This window comes from Acinetobacter sp. PW68 (assembly GCF_020982655.1).
GTDB lineage: Bacteria > Pseudomonadota > Gammaproteobacteria > Pseudomonadales > Moraxellaceae > Acinetobacter > Acinetobacter towneri_A.
Genome location: NZ_JAHZSX010000001.1, coordinates 388,860 through 409,721, shown reverse-complemented (window position 1 = coordinate 409,721; position 20,862 = coordinate 388,860). Strand labels below are relative to the sequence as shown.

The 20,862-nt window shown below is 41.8% G+C and carries 21 protein-coding genes and 1 pseudogene; 12 read left to right on the top strand and 10 right to left on the bottom strand.

Going from position 1 to position 20,862, the window contains the following annotated elements; all coding sequences use genetic code 11:
* The first annotated feature begins 163 nt into the window (after positions 1-163).
* From glyQ to K1T76_RS01835, 5 genes are all read left to right on the top strand, one after another.
* Positions 164-1,150: a glycine--tRNA ligase subunit alpha gene (gene glyQ, locus K1T76_RS01855; protein ID WP_070154438.1), complete on the top strand. Its 987-nt coding sequence runs from the start codon at positions 164-166 to the stop codon at positions 1,148-1,150.
* A complete protein-coding gene (gene glyS, locus K1T76_RS01850) occupies positions 1,150-3,219 on the top strand; it encodes a glycine--tRNA ligase subunit beta (RefSeq protein WP_230243956.1) in 2,070 nt (689 codons plus the stop codon). The genes glyQ and glyS overlap by 1 nt, the downstream gene beginning before the upstream one ends.
* A 71-nt stretch (positions 3,220-3,290) precedes the next feature.
* Positions 3,291-4,241, top strand: a complete 951-nt coding sequence (locus K1T76_RS01845; protein ID WP_019836029.1) for a COG2958 family protein — start codon at positions 3,291-3,293, stop codon at positions 4,239-4,241.
* A gap of 73 nt (positions 4,242-4,314) precedes the next feature.
* Positions 4,315-4,704, top strand: a complete 390-nt coding sequence (locus tag K1T76_RS01840) for a hypothetical protein (protein ID WP_230243955.1) — start codon at positions 4,315-4,317, stop codon at positions 4,702-4,704.
* Between the two features lie 341 nt (positions 4,705-5,045).
* A complete protein-coding gene (locus K1T76_RS01835) occupies positions 5,046-5,561 on the top strand; it encodes a hypothetical protein (protein ID WP_019836031.1) in 516 nt (171 codons plus the stop codon).
* 65 nt (positions 5,562-5,626) lie between these two features.
* Here the strand turns inward: K1T76_RS01835 and K1T76_RS01830 are convergent, their stop codons facing one another.
* The gene (locus K1T76_RS01830) at positions 5,627-5,827 is read right to left on the bottom strand and encodes a hypothetical protein (protein WP_019836032.1); all 201 of its coding nucleotides are present in this window, start codon (positions 5,825-5,827) and stop codon (positions 5,627-5,629) included.
* Between the two features lie 118 nt (positions 5,828-5,945).
* Positions 5,946-7,214, bottom strand: coding sequence for a hypothetical protein (locus tag K1T76_RS01825; protein WP_230243954.1), 1,269 nt, complete (start codon positions 7,212-7,214; stop codon positions 5,946-5,948).
* Positions 7,215-7,334: 120 nt separating this feature from the next.
* Here K1T76_RS01825 and K1T76_RS01820 point away from each other — a divergent pair, with 120 nt between their 5' ends.
* Positions 7,335-8,108, top strand: coding sequence for a class I SAM-dependent methyltransferase (locus K1T76_RS01820; RefSeq protein ID WP_230243953.1), 774 nt, complete (start codon positions 7,335-7,337; stop codon positions 8,106-8,108).
* Positions 8,109-8,127: 19 nt separating this feature from the next.
* Positions 8,128-8,682 carry a hypothetical protein gene (locus K1T76_RS01815; RefSeq protein ID WP_230243952.1) on the top strand — a complete coding sequence of 185 codons (555 nt, stop codon included), beginning with the start codon at positions 8,128-8,130 and terminating at the stop codon, positions 8,680-8,682.
* A gap of 7 nt (positions 8,683-8,689) precedes the next feature.
* Here K1T76_RS01815 and K1T76_RS01810 read toward each other — a convergent pair whose 3' ends face one another.
* Positions 8,690-9,892: a TIGR03862 family flavoprotein gene (locus K1T76_RS01810; RefSeq protein WP_230243951.1), complete on the bottom strand. Its 1,203-nt coding sequence runs from the start codon at positions 9,890-9,892 to the stop codon at positions 8,690-8,692.
* A gap of 6 nt (positions 9,893-9,898) precedes the next feature.
* A complete protein-coding gene (locus tag K1T76_RS01805; RefSeq protein ID WP_230243950.1) occupies positions 9,899-10,585 on the bottom strand; it encodes a tRNA (guanine-N(7)-)-methyltransferase in 687 nt (228 codons plus the stop codon).
* A gap of 91 nt (positions 10,586-10,676) precedes the next feature.
* On the opposite strand from K1T76_RS01805, the gene K1T76_RS01800 reads away from it, so the two are divergent.
* Positions 10,677-10,850, top strand: coding sequence for a DNA gyrase inhibitor YacG (locus K1T76_RS01800; protein ID WP_070154419.1), 174 nt, complete (start codon positions 10,677-10,679; stop codon positions 10,848-10,850).
* Between the two features lie 395 nt (positions 10,851-11,245).
* On the opposite strand, the gene K1T76_RS01795 is transcribed toward K1T76_RS01800, so the two are convergent.
* From K1T76_RS01795 to K1T76_RS01775, 5 genes are all read right to left on the bottom strand, one after another.
* Positions 11,246-11,890, bottom strand: coding sequence for an MBL fold metallo-hydrolase (locus K1T76_RS01795; protein WP_230243949.1), 645 nt, complete (start codon positions 11,888-11,890; stop codon positions 11,246-11,248).
* 18 nt (positions 11,891-11,908) lie between these two features.
* Positions 11,909-12,922: a ferrochelatase gene (gene hemH / locus K1T76_RS01790; RefSeq protein ID WP_230243948.1), complete on the bottom strand. Its 1,014-nt coding sequence runs from the start codon at positions 12,920-12,922 to the stop codon at positions 11,909-11,911.
* A 63-nt stretch (positions 12,923-12,985) separates the two neighbouring features.
* Complete coding sequence (locus K1T76_RS01785; protein WP_230243947.1) at positions 12,986-14,014, bottom strand: DUF4062 domain-containing protein; 1,029 nt, start codon at positions 14,012-14,014, stop codon at positions 12,986-12,988.
* A gap of 85 nt (positions 14,015-14,099) precedes the next feature.
* Positions 14,100-14,975 carry a glutamate racemase gene (murI, locus tag K1T76_RS01780; protein WP_019836042.1) on the bottom strand — a complete coding sequence of 292 codons (876 nt, stop codon included), beginning with the start codon at positions 14,973-14,975 and terminating at the stop codon, positions 14,100-14,102.
* A 46-nt stretch (positions 14,976-15,021) separates the two neighbouring features.
* Complete coding sequence (locus K1T76_RS01775) at positions 15,022-15,633, bottom strand: DUF1285 domain-containing protein (protein ID WP_230243946.1); 612 nt, start codon at positions 15,631-15,633, stop codon at positions 15,022-15,024.
* Positions 15,634-15,828: 195 nt separating this feature from the next.
* Between K1T76_RS01775 and K1T76_RS01770 the strand changes: the two genes are divergently transcribed.
* Both K1T76_RS01770 and K1T76_RS01765 read left to right on the top strand, forming a co-directional pair.
* Entirely contained in the window at positions 15,829-17,541 is a 1,713-nt protein-coding gene (locus K1T76_RS01770) for an electron transfer flavoprotein-ubiquinone oxidoreductase (protein ID WP_230243945.1), read from the top strand.
* A gap of 148 nt (positions 17,542-17,689) precedes the next feature.
* Positions 17,690-17,856 (top strand): annotated as a pseudogene (locus tag K1T76_RS01765) (transposase); the annotation flags it as partial.
* Positions 17,857-17,977: 121 nt separating this feature from the next.
* On the opposite strand, the gene tusA reads toward K1T76_RS01765, so the two are convergent.
* Positions 17,978-18,235: a sulfurtransferase TusA gene (gene tusA, locus K1T76_RS01760; protein WP_019836046.1), complete on the bottom strand. Its 258-nt coding sequence runs from the start codon at positions 18,233-18,235 to the stop codon at positions 17,978-17,980.
* 198 nt (positions 18,236-18,433) lie between these two features.
* Between tusA and K1T76_RS01755 the strand changes: the two genes are divergently transcribed.
* The gene (locus tag K1T76_RS01755) at positions 18,434-19,273 is read left to right on the top strand and encodes a CBS domain-containing protein (RefSeq protein ID WP_019836047.1); all 840 of its coding nucleotides are present in this window, start codon (positions 18,434-18,436) and stop codon (positions 19,271-19,273) included.
* Positions 19,270-20,826 carry an apolipoprotein N-acyltransferase gene (gene lnt / locus K1T76_RS01750; RefSeq protein WP_230243944.1) on the top strand — a complete coding sequence of 519 codons (1,557 nt, stop codon included), beginning with the start codon at positions 19,270-19,272 and terminating at the stop codon, positions 20,824-20,826. Before K1T76_RS01755 ends, lnt begins: the two co-directional genes overlap by 4 nt.
* Positions 20,827-20,862: the final 36 nt, after the last annotated feature.

The following is a 20,862-nucleotide window of genomic DNA, read 5'->3' as shown; positions in this document are numbered from 1 at the left end:
AAGGCAATCATTTAGTAAGATGTATTTGTTTTATATCTTTCATTTATCAGTGAATTTGTAAAACCCCAAACCACCAGCCGCTAGTTGTGCTTTAACCTTTGCCAGCACACCTCAAAATCCTTATAATTGAGCACAATTTTTCTCTAATTTTAAGTGGATGACCATGAGTCGCGCCATATCGCATATTGATACCTTTCAAGGCTTAATTCTTGCCTTACAAAACTACTGGGCGGAGCAAGGCTGCGTCGTTTTACAACCTTACGATATGGAAATGGGTGCAGGGACATTCCACACCGCAACCTTCCTACGTGCTTTAGGTCCAGAAACATGGAATGCGGCGTATGTACAACCATCTCGTCGTCCTAAAGATGGTCGTTATGGCGAAAATCCGAACCGCTTACAACACTACTATCAATTTCAGGTAGTGCTGAAACCAAACCCAGACAACATCCAACAGTTGTATTTAGATTCTTTAAAAGCGATTGGAATTGACCCATTGGTGCATGACATTCGCTTTGTAGAAGACAACTGGGAATCTCCAACACTCGGCGCTTGGGGCTTAGGTTGGGAAGTATGGTTAAATGGTATGGAAGTGACTCAGTTCACTTACTTCCAACAAGTCGGTGGTGTTGAATGCTACCCTGTAACAGGCGAAATCACTTACGGTCTTGAGCGTCTTGCAATGTACTTGCAAGGTGTAGACTCAGTTTACGACTTGGTTTGGACTAAAGGACAGTTTGGTATAGTCACTTATGGTGATGTGTTCCATCAAAATGAAGTTGAACAATCGACCTATAACTTTGAATATGCGCCTGTTGATAAAATGTTTGAACTGTTTGACTTCTATGAAGTAGAAGCAAGCCGTTTAATTGCAGCAGAATTACCATTACCTGCGTATGAACAAGTGATTAAAGCATCTCACTGCTTTAACTTGCTCGATGCGCGTGGTGCAATTTCTGTGACTGAGCGTCAGCGTTATATTTTACGTGTACGTACCTTAGCACGTTCTATTGCTCAAAGTTATGTGGCTGCACGTGCAAAATTAGGCTTCCCAATGGCAGAACCGCATTTACGTGATGAAGTCTTGGCGCAGTTAAAAGCACAGGTTGAAGCGGAAGCCAAAGCGCAAAATACTGAGGAAAGCAAATAATGTCTAAACATACAGTTTTATTTGAACTCGGTTGCGAAGAACTCCCACCGAAAAGCTTAAAAACCTTACGCGATGCCTTACTTGCAGAAACTGAAAAAGGTTTAAAAGATGCAGGCTTAGCTTTTGATGCAATTGAAGCCTATGCAGCGCCACGTCGCTTGGCACTTAAAATTGTCAATGTAGATGGTGCGCAAGCAGACACCCAAAAACGTTTTGATGGTCCTGCTGTTCAAGCCGCCTATGATGCCGAAGGCAAACCGACCAAAGCGCTTGAAGGCTTTATGCGCGGTCAAGGTATTACGGTTGATCAGGTTTCTACTTTCCAAGCAGGTAAAGTTGAAAAAGTCTGCTACCTAAAAGATGTGAAAGGTCAAAGCCTTGATGCATTGTTGCCACAAATTCTACAAACTGCGTTGGACAACCTGCCAATTGCAAAACGTATGCGTTCTGCCGCAAGCCGTACTGAATTTGTGCGTCCTGTTAAATGGGTGGTGTTGCTCAAAGACAACACCGTGGTTGAAGCCACGATTCAAGATCATCAGGCAGCTAATGTGACTTATGGTCACCGCTTCCATGCCCCTGAAGCAATCACACTACAACACGCCAATGACTATTTAGATGCGTTACGTGCGGCTAAAGTCATTGCTTCTTTTGAAGAACGTCAAGGAATTATCGACCAACAAGTAAAAGCGTTGGCAGATGAAGTTAATGCAATTGCGATTGTGCCTAGCGACCTACGTGATGAAGTGACTGCATTGGTAGAATGGCCTGTTGCGCTTCGTGCGAGCTTTGAAGAACGCTTCCTTGCTGTGCCTCAAGAAGCATTGATCACCACCATGCAAGACAATCAGAAGTATTTCTGTTTGGTGAATGCTGACAATAAACTTCAACCTTACTTCATTACTGTTTCCAATATTGAGTCTAAAGACCCGACTCAAATTATTGAAGGTAATGAAAAAGTGGTTCGTCCACGTTTGTCTGATGCTGAATTCTTCTTCTTGCAAGACCAAAAACAACCGCTTGCATCACGCAAAGAAAAATTGGCAAACATGGTTTTCCAAGCGCAATTGGGTACGCTGTGGAACAAATCTGAACGTATTGCCAAACTGGCTGTTGCTTTGGCGCCAATTACGGGTGCAAATCCACAAGATGCTGAAAAAGCTGCTTTACTTGCAAAATGCGACTTAACCTCTGAATTAGTGGGTGAATTCCCAGAACTTCAAGGGATTGCGGGAACTTACTACGCTCGTCTTGAAGGTGAAAATGACGAAGTTGCGGAAGCTTTAGGCGAGCAGTATCTTCCGAAATTTGCTGGTGATGTACTTCCTAAAACCAAAACAGGCACGACCATTGCCCTTGCAGACCGTTTAGACACCCTCACAGGTATTTTTGGTATTGGTCAAGCGCCGACAGGTTCTAAAGACCCATTTGCATTGCGTCGTTCTGCGATTGGTATTTTGCGTTTAGTGACTGAAAATAATCTTGATGTTTCAATTGAAGAACTGATCAAGCTTGCTTTGGCAGCTTATGGCGATGTATTGAAAGACCACGACAAGACGTTAGCGGATGCTGTTGCATTCCTTGAAGGTCGTTACCGTGCGAAATATGAAGACCAAGGCGTTGCTGTTGATGTGATTCAAGCAGTTCAAGCACTTTCTCCAAAATCGCCACTTGATTTTGATAAGCGTGTGACTGCGGTGAATCATTTCCGTAGTTTGCCTGAAGCTGCTGCTTTGGCTGCTGCCAACAAACGTGTTGCCAACATTTTAGCCAAAGAAACTGCGCCTGAAGGAAGCGTCATTGAAGCAAACTTGGTGGAAGATGCAGAAAAAGCATTATTCGCTGAACTTGCAAAAATCACACCTGTGGTTGAGCCATTATTGGCAGCGAAAGACTACACCACTGCACTCTCTCAATTGGCTGCATTACGTGCGCCTATTGATGCCTTCTTTGACAGTGTGATGGTGATGGCTGATGATGCTGAGTTGAAAGCCAACCGCTTACGTTTACTCGCGCAGTTACGTGATTTATTTACACGTGTTGCAGATGTAAGTGTGTTGCAGCACTAAAGTCTTAATTGCTTGTAAGTTAAAAGAAACCCCGCTATAAATGAGTGGGGTTTTTTATTTTTCTCAAAAGTATGAAATTATCACAAGCACAAAAAGCATTAGAATTTTTAAAATCTAATCCTAATCAAAAATTTACAGCTAGATTTATTGCTGATAAATTAATTGCTACATATCCTCAAGATTATATCGAGAAAAGAAATAATATTAAATTTGAAAACAATGAGGGTGCTTTTAAACAACAAGTTATTCGAGAGTTATATAGTATTTTCCCAGACTTAATTGAAAATAATCCTTGTGTAAAATATCAAGAAAGACCACGTCCACGCCAATATTGGTATGAACCTCCTTCAAATCTTTCACCAATAACAGGAATTGACTTCGATAATTCATTAATTATTGATGCAGAAGACAATAATCCACCACCAATTCAAGAAAAAATATTTTCAGAGTACGACTTATATCCTATTCTCATCGAATATTTGTCTAAAGAGCTAAACCTCTATAGCCTGAGAATTGATGAAAAAAAGTCTTCAAATAATCGAGGACAAAATGGTAATCAATGGTTACACCCTGATATTGTTGCTATACAGCCAATTGATAAAAAGTGGCATGAACTAGTGAAGACCTGCGTTAAACATGGTTCAGGTCAGAATGTTCGCCTTTGGTCATTCGAGGTAAAAAAAGAACTAAATAACTCAAATATTAGAAGTAGTTTTTTCCAAGCTGTTAGTAATTCAAGTTGGGCAAATGAAGGATATTTAGTTGCGACCTCAATTTCTACCAATGAAGTTGAAGAAGAACTACGTATGCTTTCAGCTTTACATGGTATAGGTGTAATTTTACTCAACCCAGAAAATCCCACTGAAAGTGAAATCTTACTTCCTGCTCGCCGAAGACCCGAAGTGGATTGGCAATCAATAAATCGAATTTTAAATGAAAATTCAGACTTTAAAAATTTTATCGAATTGGTCTCAATTTATTACCAAACTGGCCGTATTCGCACACAAGATTGGAATCGTTAATCACTGAGCTATAGTCATTTTCTAACCAATTCCCTATACTCAACCTAACAACACTCAACAAGAAAACGAGCTTATGAAACTTAAAACACTCATTTTATCGGGTTTAACTTGCCTTTCTCTTAGTGCGTGTACTTCTGCACCTGTTATTCCGCAGCTTACTGCAGGTGTTTTACAAGAAGTGAAAAACATCGAAGTTTACCCAAACACTGTCAATAACAGCGCCAAACTCACAAAATTTATTGATAAATGCGTGATCCAATTTACAGGCACGCTGCAAGCAGGTCGTTCTATTGAACAATGGGCATTTAAAGGCAATAGCTTAATTTCTGCAGGTTCTGCAACATTTGCACAAGATGGAACCAGCACTGCAGAGAATTTTGACTTACACGATGCTACCGTGCAAAAAAACTTCATTAGCTTGCGCAGTCACTTCCATAAAGATGCACTTGCACAATGCAACTAAACTATAATCAGCCTAGAATGTATCATGATGTAGCAAGATTGTTGGACTTTCAATATATATGCAGCATCTCTTGATAATTCAAACTAAGATGACAAAAGCAGTGTAGCCAATATTACCCTGCTTTAAAAACTCTCCAGAGAAACAAGACCCACAATTTTATGTGGGTCTTTTTTTTAAGCCCGCAATGCTGCTATGATTTTAAACACTTTAAATTTCACCTAAAAACACATCATACTTATGAAAAATAAACACTGCAGTTCATCTAGGCTTTATACAATGCAGTACATTCTATTCAAAACCTTTCATCGAACAGAATTCGACATCCAAAGAGGCACAGCACTATGAAAAAGATCAATATCAGCATTTGTATTGGACTATTACTCAGCAGTGCTTCGGTGGGGGCACAAAGCAGTAATGCGCAAACTCAAAGCAATAAACCTATTCAGCCTTATGCAGACAATCCAAACCTTTTGCATGTTTGGGCATACAAAACTCAGGAAGGTGTGATTCATGCTGCACAAAAAGTTGGCGAAGTCACCGAAAAAGGCATTGAAAAAATTCGCCCATCCGCACATCAAGCTTTAGACAATGCCAAACAATTGGGCAGTCAGGGTGCGGCTCAAGCCAAACATACTGGGCAGCAATTAGCTAACAATGTAAATACTAAAATTCAGGAAACCAAAGAAGTGATTACAGGACAAAGTGATCATACCGTGCCTATCTATCAAGTACCATTAAGCGCACCTTCGCAGAATATCGCCCCAACAGCCACTACCACCGCACCTACTCAGGAAGCACAGACGCAGGCTGCCCCAAATGCAGAAACTGAAGAAGAAATTAAAGTGATCAAGCTATAATTTTTTTGATTTATTGATTACTTAAAAAGCACACAAAAACTCAGCACAAATAGAAAAGCCTGCATTTAATCTGCAGGCTTATTCATGTGATAGCGTATCGTTTTTTGAATTTGTCGGAATACATAAGTGCCTAATCCCAACAAAACCAACAAACCTAAAGCAAAAAATAGATAAGCCTTCGGCTCAGGCGCATCTGCAAATAAAGTCGCAGATAAAATTAAACTAGACAGCAAAACAAGCACAGCAGGCATTAACAACTTGGTCATACATACTACCCTTGGAATGATCAACAAAAGCATGTTTTAAGATCATCTTAGCCCAATGGCAAAACAATACAAGTGTCTAAAATTTAAACCATCTAAATAATGGATCAAACTTTGCAGCTTACTGTTCCAGTTCTAGGGTAAATTTGGCAGTATCTGGCAAATCTTCTACAAAATCATTGCCACCGAACTCATCACTGCTCAAGTTCAAATTTTTATAGCTCAACACAAAATAGTCGCTATATTTTTTTAATATCAAGGGGTGCATGCCTGCAGCCAGTGCATCTTGTTCCTTGCATAGTTTCATCACATGACGATCATTCATACTAATTAAGTAGCGTTCATCGTTCAGATAAATTTGCACCAAACCACTGCCCTTTGCATAAATCGGAATCAGGAATTTATGATTTAAGGCAATTGCATGTGCGGCATAGCTCTCAATTTTTTGGCTGATGATGTTAAACACCAAACCATGACCAAAATGGTCGAGCAAGACATTACGATTTTCATACGGCAACTGAATTTGTAAGCCGAGTTTGTTTAAATCGTGCTGATCGACCTGTTTATTACTCAGTAAGGAGCGAATCAGGTTTTGTTTCAACTTGGCATCAAAGAAGTTACTGTCAAGCTGTAAGTTATTGTATTTTAAAATACGACCTAAAGACCAACGATGATTCGGCAAGACATTTTCAATCACTTTACGATAGTAAAACTTGCTGTTCTTTTTCACCTTGCGAATTTTTTGATAAAAGAACGGCGCATCAAAAGGATGGGTTAAAAAGTCATTCAGTAATTCAGAATTGGCTAAAATCGCAATCGCATCATGCCCTGTAAATGGTAAATGCAAAGTATGTAAATGCGGAATTAAAGGCTGAATTTTTAAATAATGCCCACGATCTTCAGGATAATACTGGTCATAAACCACAATATATTCACGCTGTGCCGATACATCTTGCGCTTGAATGCGCATATTGGCATTTAAGTCTGCCTGATAAAACATGTTATAACGTGGGTCGTGAATATCTTCAGGGTCAATTGAATACTGCGGTACTAGAGCCACAATGCGGTTTAAATCCAGCAAATTGGAGTATTTAATTGCCGCATAGCCGCCCATTGAGCCGCCATAGCCCACGCGAATTTTAAACGGGGCAATCAGGTCTTGAATGGCGACCAACATGGCGCGCATAGATGCTTCAGGAAACCATGATTTTTCCTTAGGCATGACCCCAATCACATTGAAATGAAACTTTTCCAGTGATTTTTCGGCATTAATAGACGTGCCTTTGGCTCGTGTAATTAAATCGCCAAAAGAAAAAATCAGCTCCTGTGATGAGCCTTTCATGAAAATAGCGCGGATATGTCCGTCTTCAAAAATTATGTGTTTATCCATTCCCACACCGACGCCAAGGCGCTGAATTAAACCGTTACTTTAAACCTGATTACACTGTACACAAGTTCAAAAGTGAATATGTTATTTTATAGATGCACAGCAGATTAAAAATCGCAAAATATGACACAATCTCTACATCCTGCCGCACAACAAGGTTTTGCTTTAGGGGCAAACCTATATCAACAAGTTCGTCCCAGTTACCCGCAAGAAGTCGATGTTTTCCTGCAAGATCAGCTCCAAGTTCCACTGAATAGCAATATGGTAGACCTAGGTTCTGGTACAGGAAAATTCCTGCCACATTTGCTCAAACTGACAACTCAGCTTATAGCGGTAGATCCGATTGCCAGCATGTTAGCCAAATTAAAGCAACTTTACCCGCGAGTTGCGACAATTCAGGCACGAAGTGAGCAATTACCGCTCCCCGACCAGTGTGCAGATTTGGTGAGCTGTGCGCAATCTTTTCATTGGTTTGCTAATCTACAAAGTTTAAAGGAAATACACCGAATCTTAAAACCTCAAGGTTATTTGCTGTTAATTTGGAATCAACGTGATATTTCGGTTAATTGGGTTAATGCACTGGCACAGATGATTTTGCCTTTTGAGGGCGATACCCCGCGTTTTCACAACCAAGACTGGCGTCAGGTATTTGCCGATACAGATTTATTCCAACTCACCCACGAGCAGCAATTTCATCACACGCATGTCGGTACAGTCGAACAAGTAGTATCCAAGCGTTTGCTTTCGACCAGTTTCATTGCTGCGATGCCAACCGAACAGCAACAACAACTCAAAACACAATTTGAGCAATTAGTATTAGAATATACGAATAAGTATGCGCAAGATGAAATTGAATTTCCCTATTGCACGCATTTGTATGTCTATCAAAAAAGTTGAATATGACTGGAGCGAATAAATGCAAATAACCTTTAAACACATGATTGCTCCCTTAACAATTTGTTTGGCTTTCGCCCTCAGCGCCTGTGAGCGCAGCAAGATAGAAAATGCAGACAAACTCAGTCCTGAAGATCAAATCATGCAAACTCAGGTCGAGCAAGCCGCGCTTCAGCCCTTTGAGATGACTGCGGATGACCCACATGACATTCAATTGCTGATGGATTATGAACAACGCCATGACCAAATGAGCAATGATTTGGAAGATGAGTTAGCACGCTTGCATGAAAACAAACAACTCGATGCTGCATTTGCTAAAAATCGCCTACAGGACAACATTCAATCTGCCTTAAGCATGCTCAAAGCATTGGATTTAAAAACGCCACAAGGGCGCTATATTCAAGGCTTAATGAGTCAATATTGGGAACAGCAAGCGCAATATCTGGCAACTCAAGACACAACTTCTGCAGCTTATCCTGTCAGTAAAGCACAACGTCAACAAGGTTTAGCAGACTTATTACAGGCGCAGCAACAACTGGAACATTGGCGTGGGCAGTATCCTCAACTTGATGAATAGCGTGATCTTACGGACGCTGCTGTAAATACTGATGCACGCCTTCAGCAGCAGCGCGTCCCGTAGCAAAACAGGCTGTCAGCAAATAACCGCCCGTTGGTGCATCCCAATCCAGCATCTCACCGCAGAGAAAAACGTGAGGATTAGAATTTAATTGCAATTGTGCAGATAAAACCTCACGCTTGACCCCACCCGCACAGCTAATTGCTTCTTCAATAGGACGAAATCCCTTTAAAGGCACCATTAAGTTTTTAATCTGCTGCGCCAATTGCATAGGTTGCTGCCAAAGGGCTTTATCTACCAACTCACGCACGACTGCAGACTTCACAGCATCTAAACCCGCCTTACGCCAAATATTGCTTAAAGACTGTTTTCTGGAAGATTGTAACTTTTGAGAAAGCTGCTCAATACTTAAATCGGGCAATAAATCCAGGTGTAACTGCAGCGGTTGATGTTCCTGCTGCAACTGTCGCAATGCTCGCCCTTGCTTATAAATTAAGCCACTTTCTAAACCATAATGGCTAATCACAATATCGCCCATGCTTGGTACAGCACCTTTCACCCATGCTTTCACACGTTTTAACGGTTGCCCAAATACTGGCTGCATATAATTAGACCAATCACACTCCACACCTGCATTACTGGCTTGAAAAGGCTGAATTTCATTGGTAGATAACCAATGCTGCCATGCACCATCACTACCTAATTTCGACCACGACACTGCCCCACATGCCATCACAATGGCGACAAACGACTGTTGCTCAATGTGCCCTGTACCTAGATTTTGGATTCTAAGTTGATTGTTATTTAAATCACAGACCTGATGCCGATAATGAAACTGTACGCCTGCATCAACTAAGCGTTTTAACCATGCGCGCAGCAAAGGTGCGGCTTTCATTTCTTGTGGAAAAATCCGCCCCGATGAACCTACATAAGACTGAATACCTAAACCCTGCATCCAGTTTTGAATCCAAGCGGCATCCCATTGTTGAATCCACGGCGCCAACCATTCCGCCTGATCATAACGCTGAATAAATTGTGCAATCGGTTCTGCATGTGAAATATTCAGACCCGTTTTACCTGCCATCAAAAACTTACGTGCCGCTGAAGGTTTCTGCTCATAAACATGCACATCATAGTCAAACTGACTCAGCACTTCGGCAGCCATTAGCCCTGCTGGTCCTGCTCCTATAATTGCAATGCGCTGTTTCATGCCTGTTTACTCAGTTGTTACACTTGAGTCTGCGGACGCTTTCGCCTCAACTGAAGTCGGTGTTAAAGTTGGCTGCTGTCCTTGCAAAGGCTGAAAATCATCAAAACGGGTTGTATAAGCGGCAGGTTTGCTGATCTGCAGTTCCTGACAACGCTCGCCACGTGCTAAATATTTGATTTCAAAGTGAGTGCGTGCTGAATCTACTGGAACATCCTGCTGAATAAATGGCAATTTCCACACTTCGATCAGCTGCTGCCGTGCTTCTGCAATATATTCAGGAATATTACTCACCAAAGTAATGCTGCCACCTGCTTTTAAGCGTGACAACAAAAAGTCAAAAAACGGCATATTCAACCAACGCTGGGTGGCATTATGCGGTTCAGGGTTTGGATATAAAATAAAGAATTGCTCTACTTGAGCAGGAAATAAAGCATGCACAATCCATGGAATTGCATCGGCATGTACTATTTGTAAGTTGCGCTGACCTTCAAGTTGATGCTGTTTTTGCATCGCCACAAATTTTTCGCGGGTACGCTCAATCGCAATTAATTTTTTATCAGGATGTTGTCCACTAAATAATAAAGCATGCTTGCCTTTACCCGCACCAATTTCAACACAAACCGATTCATTGGCAACGGCTTGAAAATCACGAGGGGCATGCATACGCTGGGCTTGAAATTGACGAATTGGCATAATCAGATCAAACTTACAAAATTCGGCACAAGTCTACCAAGTCAGGTGCTATTTGCCTAATCCAATCCTGTATTTTTCATAGGAGTTCAGCATGCCTCGTACTTTTCCTTGCCCACGTTGTGGCGAATCTACACAATGGGAAGACAATCCTTTTCGTCCATTTTGTTCCGAGCGTTGCAAGCTCATTGATTTAGGCGCATGGGCAAGTGATGAATATCGTTTACTCACCCAAGATGCTCCACAAGCAGAAAACTCTGAGGAATAGAATTAAACAATCACTCAGCTTAAAGGGTAAAAAGTACACCTAAATTTCAGCTCAAAATCCCGTTGAGAAGTATAAAACTTGCAGGGAACCTTGCCCATTTATTCATAAATTGTTCAAAATTTGTTGCTTAATCATGGCTTAATAAAGACGAATCGCACTCTTTAATCGTGCCGCGTGTTAAACACATACCATTGAATAAAAAAAGCAACAACAAGAATTTTAGGAACACAACCCCATGGAAGCTTGTCTTAAAGGAAGTTTAATGCTGAGGATTTTACTCACATTCTTTGCCGTGCTATTTGCTCTCGAAAGCAGACAGTCTTAGAAAATCGATTGTGCAAATAAAAAAGTCAGTACACAATGACTTTTTCTTAAAGCATAAATACACAATGCTTTTAACCTGCTTGACCTGCTACAAACGGGTTATGCTGTTTTTCAAATCCAATAGTACTGATGGGACCATGCCCAGAAATAAACTGAGTGTCATCTGGCAAACTAAAACATTCGCGCTGAATTGAATCTAGCAATTGTTGATGATTGCCACGTGGAAAATCGGTGCGCCCAATTGAGCCTTTAAATAGCACATCACCTGTCCACAAGATGCCATATTTTGCATTATAAAACATCACATGCCCTGGGGTATGCCCAGGCGCATAACGCACTTCAAAGCTTTCTTGACCCAATTGCAGCACTTCACCACCTTCTAACCACTGTGTAACCGTAACTTGTTCAGGGATAGGAAAACCATAACGTGCAGACACTTCTTGCAGTTGATCTAACCAAAAAGCATCTTCTTTCTGTGGACCAATCACAGGAACATTCCAGTAATGTTGCAATGCGCCAACAGCACCCGCATGGTCTAAATGTCCATGCGTTAGCCATAAGGCTTTTACCGTTAAACCCAAAGCTTCTACCTCGGCTTTTAATTTTTCAGGTTCACCACCCGCATCAATCAAAATCGCTTCTTTGCTTTCTGCATCCCATACAATCGAGCAGTTTTGCTGAAAAGCAGTGACGGGAATAATTTTGACTTGCAACATGGTGGCGAACCTCAAAAATTAATGGCTTAGGTTAAGCTTTACAGCATCAAGATTAGCTTGAAGTAAATGCTTGAGCAAATCCAAATGATCGGCACGGGTATTCAATGCAGGAATGTAGGCATATTCCTTGCCACCCGCTTGCAAAAATAATTCTGCATTTTGAATCGCCAATTCTTCTAGGGTTTCTAGACAATCTGCAGAAAAAGCAGGGCTCATAATTTGCACCGACTTCACGCCCTGCTGTCCCCATTCTTCAAGTAACACATCGGTATAGGGTTTGACCCATTCCTGTTTGCCAAAACGTGACTGGAAGCTAATCGCCCATTGTTCATCATTTAAATTTAAAGCATCGGCAAGCAATTTTGCTGTAATCCGACAACGCTCTGCATACGGATCACCCTTATCCGCATAAGGCTGTGGAATGCCATGAAACGACATCAACAGTTTTTCTGCCACACCATGCTCGGCTTGAAACTCACGCACACTCTGCGCTAAAGCCTGAATGTATAAAGGATGTTGATAATAATCACGAATGATGGATAAGCCCGGCAAATTACGCTGCTGTGGCACCCATTTGGCAACGGCATCATATAAAGGCGCAGTCGATGTTGCTGAATATTGTGGAAATAAAGGGAACAAAATCACATGATCTTGAGGATTTTGACTCAAAGCTGCCAAAGCCTGTTGAATACCCGGATTGCCATAGGTCATTACTGGCACAATATTCAATTCAAACTCAGGATATAGCGGCAATAACTGCTGTTTTAAAGCATCGACCTGTTGTAACAAAATTTCACGCATCGGTGAATCTTGTTGCCAGACCATGGCATAAGCATGCGCAACACGCTTAGGACGAAATGGCAAAATGAATAAATTTAAAATGATTTGCCAAATCGGTTTGGGAATTTCAATCACCCGTTGATCAGATAAAAACTGCTTTAAAAAACGGCGAACTCCCGCTGCAGTCGGTTCATCAGGCGTACCTAAATTGGCTAAAAGAACGGTTATTTTGGGTTTTACTGTAGACAACATCCAGCCCTCGTGTCTGATGATTGAACCCGACTACTTTAACAGTTTTTTTACTCTGTATTGGAGTCAATACGGTGTTTTAAATGAATTCACCCGATCGGTATCGAGCAAATTACTCTCTAAAAGTTTTTGCGCTTTTGCTGTAGTTTGCCACAGCATCCGCTGACGATCATCACGCCCCGCTTGCACAATCCAGTCATTTTGACGCATTTGCATTTTAATCTCATGCAACGCTCGAATATTAATTTGAGCACGTGCAACCGCATGCGCACGCGGCATGATCTGACGTGCATCATCCAAACCTGTTTCATTCAAATATTCATTCATACGTTTAGAAAAATATTCTTCAGGGGTCGGATGAATAAAAGTATTACCTAAAATTGCTAACAACTGCGCCCAACTTAAACTTCGTTCAACTTTGAGCTCTCTAAAGTTACCATCCTGATACGCATGCATACGATAGTCAAAACGATATGATTCATTCATCGACACTTTAGACAGGCTTAGAAACGGGTCTGCTTCACGCTGTCCCACATCAGTTTCTAGCTGACTTAACTTACTTTTTAAACGCTCAATTTCATCATGCAAGGCTTGCGTATTTTGCGGACGTACCCAACCAGGCGTCGGATAACGCTCCAACATTTGCGACATATTAAAGCGGACAGCAAGCTCTAAATCACGTAGAGTGCGGTAGCAAAATACCTGATCGACTTCTTGTTGCAATAATGTACGAAACTCTTTGAATTTTTCACGCAATTCAGGTTTTTCATCATGTAAAGCTGGATCTCGTGAAGCAGGGTCTTCGTGCATAAATACAATGATTGGCTTTTGCTTGGTGAATGCATAAATATACTCTAAATGCATATAACCCACGCCCGACACCGATTGCTCACCGTACTGGCTGCCCAATAGAATCACCACATAGTCACAATCATCGATTTGACGGCGTGCAAGTGCAGTGCTAAGTGGGGTGCGTTTTTCTAACCCCCACGAAAAAAAACCCATTCCTACCAATGTTTGTGCCAAGACCACTCTTTCTGGCTGCATATCTGCCCCAGAAGTCGAGATAAAGACCTGATAACGCTTATCCAGCATTGGTTTCCCCTCTCCTATTGCCATTACAAGTCAGTCACCGTCTACTTGCAATGCCTTTCCCCAATTGTAAAAAATTATCTTAAACTCAGTCCACAGTACTCACATTTGCGATACTCCAAGAAATATTGCCTGGAATAAGATGCTGCAACACGGGTTTTAATTGTTCTGCATTGTTCCCGCTGACATAACACGCGATTTGTAATGTATCTGCCACACTTTGGTCAAATAATAACTCATTTTTAATTAAAATGCGGGAAGTTTGACGTGCAACGGCAATTCCTGAGTCAATTAATGTCAGTTTGTGACCAAAAATGGACTCAATCGCAGGTTTTAAGAAAGGATAATGGGTGCAACCGAGTACCAAATAGTCCGCTCCCTGATCGACCACAGGTTGCAAACTATGCTGTAAGGAACTTAAACACGCCTCGCTCATTTGCGCACCTTGCTCAACAAAAGGCACTAAATCTAGATTGGTGACATTCAAGACACGGACTTGAGCAGGAATCGCAAAACGCTGCATCACATCTTTAATGAGTTGCCCACGAAAAGTGGCAGGTGTCGCAAGTACAGCCACTGTTTTGGTTTGGCTATTTAATACAGCAGGCTTTAAAGCAGGCACTAAACCAATAATAGGAAAATCTTCGCCGTAATGGTCGCGCAGATAATCTAGACTAAAAGCTGAAGCTGTATTACACGCCACGACTGCAACTTTACACCCTTGTCGATATAACCATTCGATTGCAGCTGCAGTGAGTTCCCGAATATTTTGATCATCGCGTGGGCCGTACGGCACGTGTGCTGTATCGGCATAATACACAATGCTTTCATTAGGCAAATATTCTGCAATTTCAATAGCAACCGACAAGCCTCCTATGCCCGAATCAAAAATACCAATTGGCGCACTGGCTTGTGCTTTTGGCATAGCTTGATTTAAGGGAGAAACAGGATGAATGGCTGTCATAGCAAGAGATTCAGCAATACAAAATAGAATGAATAAAGCTTAAACCTCAGCTGCTTAAATGCAAGTGCAAATCACCACTTTTCAACGATAAAATCGTTTCGCCCTGCGCATTTTCACTCAGCTCACCCAATTCCACCAAATGTAAAAAAGCCGCACGCTGAATCAGGGCATTAATACCAAAACGCACATGCACATAAGGACGCAGCTCACCGGCATATTCACGCATAAAAATAGGATGTTCCTCATCAACAATCACAATATCCTGATGCGTAGTGGTGAGTTGAATATAATTTTGCTGTCCGATTTCGACCATGTCGACCTGATTGATGAACAACGGCTCATCTTCCACCTGAATTTCAATTTGTTCCACGGGGGTTTTTAAATAAAACTTGTCCTGCTCTTTCCATAACACACTAGAAAACAGATCAACCAATGCCTGACGTTTGATCAGTTGACCTTCGTGCCACCATTCTCCATTGGCTTTGACCAGCAGATCCATTGTTCCACAATGCTTTGGATGCCATTGCTCCAAAGGAGGGATTGATCTTTTGTGACCTGACTGTCCAGTTTTTATATATTGTGCAATGTGCATTAAGTTTTTATTATCAGCCGTAGCTACATTTTCTGTCGGTTTGATTGAATTGTCATCATGCTTCATGCTGCAGTACCTTACTGACGGAAAAATAATACGATTCAGCCAATTGGCTAAGACTCGGTTTAAAACTATACTAGCTCACAATACTTACCCATACTGTAAAAGACACGATTAAATTTGTGTCTGGCAACTAAAAATACTCATGGCAGCACCGTTGCTTGATGCGGTTGCCACCTTCAATTATATGAGGAGTCCTACATGGAACACATCGAACGTGAATCGATGGAGTTTGACGTAGTCATCGTAGGCGCAGGCCCTGCGGGTCTTTCTGCTGCGATCAAAATTCGTCAACTTGCAATTGAAAACAATTTAAATGATCTGTCCGTTTGTGTGGTCGAAAAAGGCTCTGAAGTTGGTGCGCATATCCTTTCTGGTGCTGTGCTCGAACCGCGTGCGATCAATGAGTTATTCCCTAACTGGAAAGAAGAAGGTGCGCCTTTAAATGTGCCTGTGACTGAAGATAAAACTTTCTTCTTGATGTCACCTGAAAAAGCCCAGCAAGCACCGCATTGGATGGTACCTAAAACCATGCATAACGATGGTAACTACGTGATCTCGCTAGGCAACGTGGTGCGTTGGTTAGGTCAAAAAGCCGAAGAATTAGAAGTTTCTATTTTCCCTGGCTTTGCGGCATCTGAAATTCTGTACCATGCCGATGGTACGGTTAAAGGTATCCAAACCGGTGACATGGGCATTGGTAAAGATGGCGAGCCAACACATAACTTCACACCAGGTTATGAGTTACATGCCAAATACACCATTTTTGCAGAGGGCTGCCGTGGTCATTTAGGTAAGCGTTTAATCCAACAATTCAATTTGGATAAAGATGCCGATCCACAACACTACGGAATTGGTATTAAAGAACTTTGGGAAATTGACCCTGCAAAACACAAACCAGGTTTGGTGATGCATGGTGCAGGCTGGCCATTAAGTGAAACAGGTTCTTCAGGCGGTTGGTGGTTATACCACGCTGAAAACAACCAAGTTACTTTAGGTATGATTGTGGACTTGTCTTATACCAACCCACACATGTATCCATTTATGGAAATGCAGCGTTGGAAAACCCACCCTCTAATTAAACAGTATCTAGAAGGCGGCAAACGTATTTCTTATGGTGCTCGTGCTGTGACCAAAGGTGGCTTTAATTCATTACCAAAACTCACTTTCCCAGGTGGCTCTTTAATTGGTGATGATGCAGGCTTCTTAAACTTTGCCAAAATCAAAGGCTCACATACAGCTATGAAGTCGGGCATGCTTTGCGGTGAAGCGGTATTTGAAGCGATTGCTGCAGGTGTCGCAAAAGGCGGTGACTTGGCGATTGCTCGTGTAACTGAAGGCGAAGATTTCTTTGTGAAAGAGCTAACAGCATACACTGAAAAATTCAACAACAGCTGGCTTAAAGAAGAACTTTATAGCGCACGTAACTTTGGCCCTGCAATGCATAAGTTTGGTCAATGGATGGGCGGTGCGTTTAACTTTATCGACCAGAACGTGTTTAAAGTACCATTTACTTTGCATGATTTGGTACCTGATTTCAGCGCACTCAAAACTGTAGATGCAACCAGCTTTAAACCGAACTATCCAAAACCAGATGGCAAGCTGACTTTTGACCGTTTATCTTCAGTGTTTGTATCGAATACCGTACATGAAGAAAATCAGCCAGCGCATTTAAAGCTAACTGATGCCTCTATCCCAGTGAACGTAAACTTACCGAAATGGGATGAGCCTGCACAGCGCTACTGCCCTGCGGGTGTTTACGAAATCATGGAAAATGATGATGGTTCAAAACGCTTCCAGATTAATGCAGCCAACTGTGTTCACTGTAAGACCTGTGATATCAAAGACCCATCACAAAACATCACTTGGGTAACACCTGAAGGTGGCGGTGGTCCGAATTACCCTAACATGTAATGTTGGGTAATCTTGCGACGCAATGCGTCTCATATCTAAATATGTAATTTCGAATTGTATTTGAAAACAAAAAGCAGTGCCGAGGCACTGCTTTTTTCCCAATAGAATCTATGTATTGTTATATAAATAGGGTCTGTTGATCACCTAAAAAGGCAAACAAAGACGAAATAAAACCTACAACAACGCAGCTCTACAATGTTGCTTAAGGATTTAATACTTCTTAGGTCTGTCTTTACCCATGGTCACAAGATTTGTACAAAGCCTGTTAAACTTTGCGGATTAAATTGGACAGTGCTAGATTACATCATGCTTTGTTAGATCGACTACTTACCTATGTTACGTCTTAAATTTGGCTCAAATCGGGGTGCTTTGCCTTTCAAATCTTTATGCAACTAAGCCATAGTGCTCAAAAAATGCTGAAGCTGATTTTTACCTATTAGCCTTTTTTCACCAAATAATGAAATTCTTTATTGCCCTGCTCATCTAAGCGTTCTTCTTGCAATAACAACTCATGCCCCAAATGCATGCAAAATTTTGGAATATCCCAAGACGTGGAATTGTCAGTTGCAAATACTTCAACCACATCGCCAGACTTAGATTTGCGAATGGCTTGGTGCAACATCATCACTGGTTCAGGACAACGCAAACCGCGGGTATTTAGCTGAATGCTAGGTATGACAGGAAGTTCAGACATGCACAGACTCGGTATTAAAACATCGAGCTAGTTTAGCATAAAGCGCAGCCTTGTTTGATGTATTCCCCATACGCAAAGCAGCACATCTTCGTGACGAAATTGCCAACAAGTTCTACCAAGATTAGCAATAGACAACTTTATTTTCTAAGGTATGATTAAGCTAAGTTTTTTTGATATAAAGAGTCTTTAGGAAAGATCATGCACGAGGAATCAGGCCCATCGTGGGGTATGCGTGGCCTAAGAAAATGGTTAGGCACAGCACCAGAAACCCGCGATGAATTGCTAAAATTAGTACAAGATTCACGTCGTTTTTTAGAACCCGATACGGTGGCAATGCTCGAAGGTGTTCTGGATTTACCTGCCACCAAAATCCGTGAAGTCATGACCCCACGTACCACGATGATTAGCTTACAGGAAGATGATGAGCTACTCGATATTTTGCATGTACTGGTCGAATCGGCACATTCACGTTTTCCTGTGTTCTCATCTGATCAACCCGACAACGTGGTGGGGATTTTATTAGCCAAAGACTTATTGCCTTTACTGACCGAACAAAGCACTAAAGTTGATATACGTGCCTTAATGCGTCAGCCGTTATTTGTGCCTGAAAGTGCTCGTTCAGACCAAGTATTGCGTATGCTCAAAAATACCCAAACCCATATTGCGGTAGTAATTGATGAGTATGGCACCACTTCGGGCTTGGTTACTTTAGAAGATATTTTGGAAGAAATTGTCGGTGAAATTGAAGATGAACACGACAATATTGACGAAGAAGCAGAATACATTATCCCCGATAACGACCCAAAAACTGCAAATACTTGGTTAGTACAAGCACTTACACCAATCGAACATTTTAATAATGTTTTAGATGCAGATTTTTCTGACGATGAAGTAGAAACTGTGGGTGGTTTATTGCTTCAGAAAATTGGTTTGGTGAGTGATTTGCAAGGGCAAGTGATTGTGATTGGCAATTGGGAATTCACCATTCTTGAAGCAGATGCCCGCACTATTCATCTGATTCGAGCCGTACGTCAATGAGGACTTTTTTTTCCAAGCTGTCTAATCCTGCAGAACATCAACAACTACCCTTAATTTATCCATTAATCATTGCTCTATTGGCGGGTTCAGTGTTTAGTTTTGCACTTGCTCCCTATCATTATTGGTGGATTGCCTTACTTTCTCCCGCTTTACTGTATGCGACCTTAAGCAAACGCACCCCGAAACAGGCCTTTTTGATTGGTTGGTCTTATGGGATTGGACTGTGGTTTGTCGGGGTTTTTTGGCTCTACACCTCTATTCATGTCTATGGCGACACCAATGCCTTTCTAAGCGTACTGATGATTGTCATTATGGCGCTGTTAATGGGGTTATTTACTGCCATACAAACTTGGTTGTATCGTCGATTTTTCCCTGAAACACCCCTGACTTTTGCACCGCTCTGGGTGTTGTTTGAATGGGCAAAAACTTGGGTCTTTACAGGTTTTCCGTGGCTGTTTGCAGGTTATGCTTTCACTGAACGCTTTTTGGATAGCTATGCACCACTGTTTGGTATTTTCGGCGTGTCTTTTGCGGTCATTCTACTGGCCTGTGCGTTGGTTGAAGTCCTTAAAAAGCGTATCTTCTGGCTGATTCCATCGGCAATTTTACTCTTGGGTGCATGGGGGGCAGCGCAGATCAGTTTTGTAACTGCAAAATCTGAAAAGCCGCTCTCGGTTTCTCTGATTCAAGGTAACATCCCTCAAGACTTAAAATGGCTCACCGAATACCAAATCAAGACCTTGGAAATTTATACCCGCTTAACCCGAACTGAATGGGGACGCGATATTATTGTCTGGCCTGAATCGTCCATTCCAATGTTCCAGACCGATATTGAACCGTTTTTGGATGCCATGAAAACACAGGCTGAAAAAACAGGCAGTTCGTGGGTGACGGGTATTCCGTATTGGGACTTGCCTGAATCACAAGTGCAGCAACATCCCATGTATTACAACAGCATTATGGCAACGGGAGATGCGGCAGAAGGATTATATAAAAAGCAACGTCTGGTGCCTTTTGGCGAATATATTCCGCTTTCAGGTTTACTCAGCTGGGTATTGCCTGCGATGCAAAATGACCCATCCATGAGTGGCTTCTCACGTGGCGCATCTGAGCAAAAACCACTCGCAATTAAGCAGCATCATTTGGGGGCAGCCATTTGTTATGAAGTGGCTTATCCAAACCTAACCCGTCGCAATGCAAGCAAAAGTGACTTTTTGGTAACAGTCTCCAATGATGCTTGGTTTACGGGTACTGCAGGGCCATTGCAACATTTACAAATGGTACAAATGCGTGCCAAAGAAAATGGACGTTGGTTTATTCGTGCCACCAATACAGGGGTGACCGCATTTATTGACCATCATGGACATATTGTCAAACAAGCGCCAATGGATCAGGAGTTTGTGCTGCGTGGTGATCTGCCTGCCATGCAAGGTCAAACGCTGTATACTCAACTCAGCGATTGGCCTGTGTTGATTTTTTCATTGCTGTTGTTAATTCTAGGGTGGATTTATCGACCACGTCAGGTAGATGTATCGTTTAAATCACGTCGTTAATAGTACTGTTCAATAGTGCTTAGAAATGACCATTCT

What these genes read in the sequence shown, in the direction of transcription:
- glyQ (WP_070154438.1), top strand. Translation starts at nt 164, where the DNA reads ATGAGTCGCGCCATATCGCATATTGATACCTTTCAAGGCTTAATTCTT.
- glyS (WP_230243956.1), top strand. Translation starts at nt 1,150, where the DNA reads ATGTCTAAACATACAGTTTTATTTGAACTCGGTTGCGAAGAACTCCCA.
- K1T76_RS01845 (WP_019836029.1), top strand. Translation starts at nt 3,291, where the DNA reads ATGAAATTATCACAAGCACAAAAAGCATTAGAATTTTTAAAATCTAAT.
- K1T76_RS01840 (WP_230243955.1), top strand. Translation starts at nt 4,315, where the DNA reads ATGAAACTTAAAACACTCATTTTATCGGGTTTAACTTGCCTTTCTCTT.
- K1T76_RS01835 (WP_019836031.1), top strand. Translation starts at nt 5,046, where the DNA reads ATGAAAAAGATCAATATCAGCATTTGTATTGGACTATTACTCAGCAGT.
- K1T76_RS01830 (WP_019836032.1), bottom strand. Translation starts at nt 5,827, where the DNA reads ATGACCAAGTTGTTAATGCCTGCTGTGCTTGTTTTGCTGTCTAGTTTA.
- K1T76_RS01825 (WP_230243954.1), bottom strand. Translation starts at nt 7,214, where the DNA reads ATGGATAAACACATAATTTTTGAAGACGGACATATCCGCGCTATTTTC.
- K1T76_RS01820 (WP_230243953.1), top strand. Translation starts at nt 7,335, where the DNA reads ATGACACAATCTCTACATCCTGCCGCACAACAAGGTTTTGCTTTAGGG.
- K1T76_RS01815 (WP_230243952.1), top strand. Translation starts at nt 8,128, where the DNA reads ATGCAAATAACCTTTAAACACATGATTGCTCCCTTAACAATTTGTTTG.
- K1T76_RS01810 (WP_230243951.1), bottom strand. Translation starts at nt 9,892, where the DNA reads ATGAAACAGCGCATTGCAATTATAGGAGCAGGACCAGCAGGGCTAATG.
- K1T76_RS01805 (WP_230243950.1), bottom strand. Translation starts at nt 10,585, where the DNA reads ATGCCAATTCGTCAATTTCAAGCCCAGCGTATGCATGCCCCTCGTGAT.
- K1T76_RS01800 (WP_070154419.1), top strand. Translation starts at nt 10,677, where the DNA reads ATGCCTCGTACTTTTCCTTGCCCACGTTGTGGCGAATCTACACAATGG.
- K1T76_RS01795 (WP_230243949.1), bottom strand. Translation starts at nt 11,890, where the DNA reads ATGTTGCAAGTCAAAATTATTCCCGTCACTGCTTTTCAGCAAAACTGC.
- hemH (WP_230243948.1), bottom strand. Translation starts at nt 12,922, where the DNA reads ATGTTGTCTACAGTAAAACCCAAAATAACCGTTCTTTTAGCCAATTTA.
- K1T76_RS01785 (WP_230243947.1), bottom strand. Translation starts at nt 14,014, where the DNA reads ATGCTGGATAAGCGTTATCAGGTCTTTATCTCGACTTCTGGGGCAGAT.
- murI (WP_019836042.1), bottom strand. Translation starts at nt 14,975, where the DNA reads ATGACAGCCATTCATCCTGTTTCTCCCTTAAATCAAGCTATGCCAAAA.
- K1T76_RS01775 (WP_230243946.1), bottom strand. Translation starts at nt 15,633, where the DNA reads ATGAAGCATGATGACAATTCAATCAAACCGACAGAAAATGTAGCTACG.
- K1T76_RS01770 (WP_230243945.1), top strand. Translation starts at nt 15,829, where the DNA reads ATGGAACACATCGAACGTGAATCGATGGAGTTTGACGTAGTCATCGTA.
- tusA (WP_019836046.1), bottom strand. Translation starts at nt 18,235, where the DNA reads ATGTCTGAACTTCCTGTCATACCTAGCATTCAGCTAAATACCCGCGGT.
- K1T76_RS01755 (WP_019836047.1), top strand. Translation starts at nt 18,434, where the DNA reads ATGCACGAGGAATCAGGCCCATCGTGGGGTATGCGTGGCCTAAGAAAA.
- lnt (WP_230243944.1), top strand. Translation starts at nt 19,270, where the DNA reads ATGAGGACTTTTTTTTCCAAGCTGTCTAATCCTGCAGAACATCAACAA.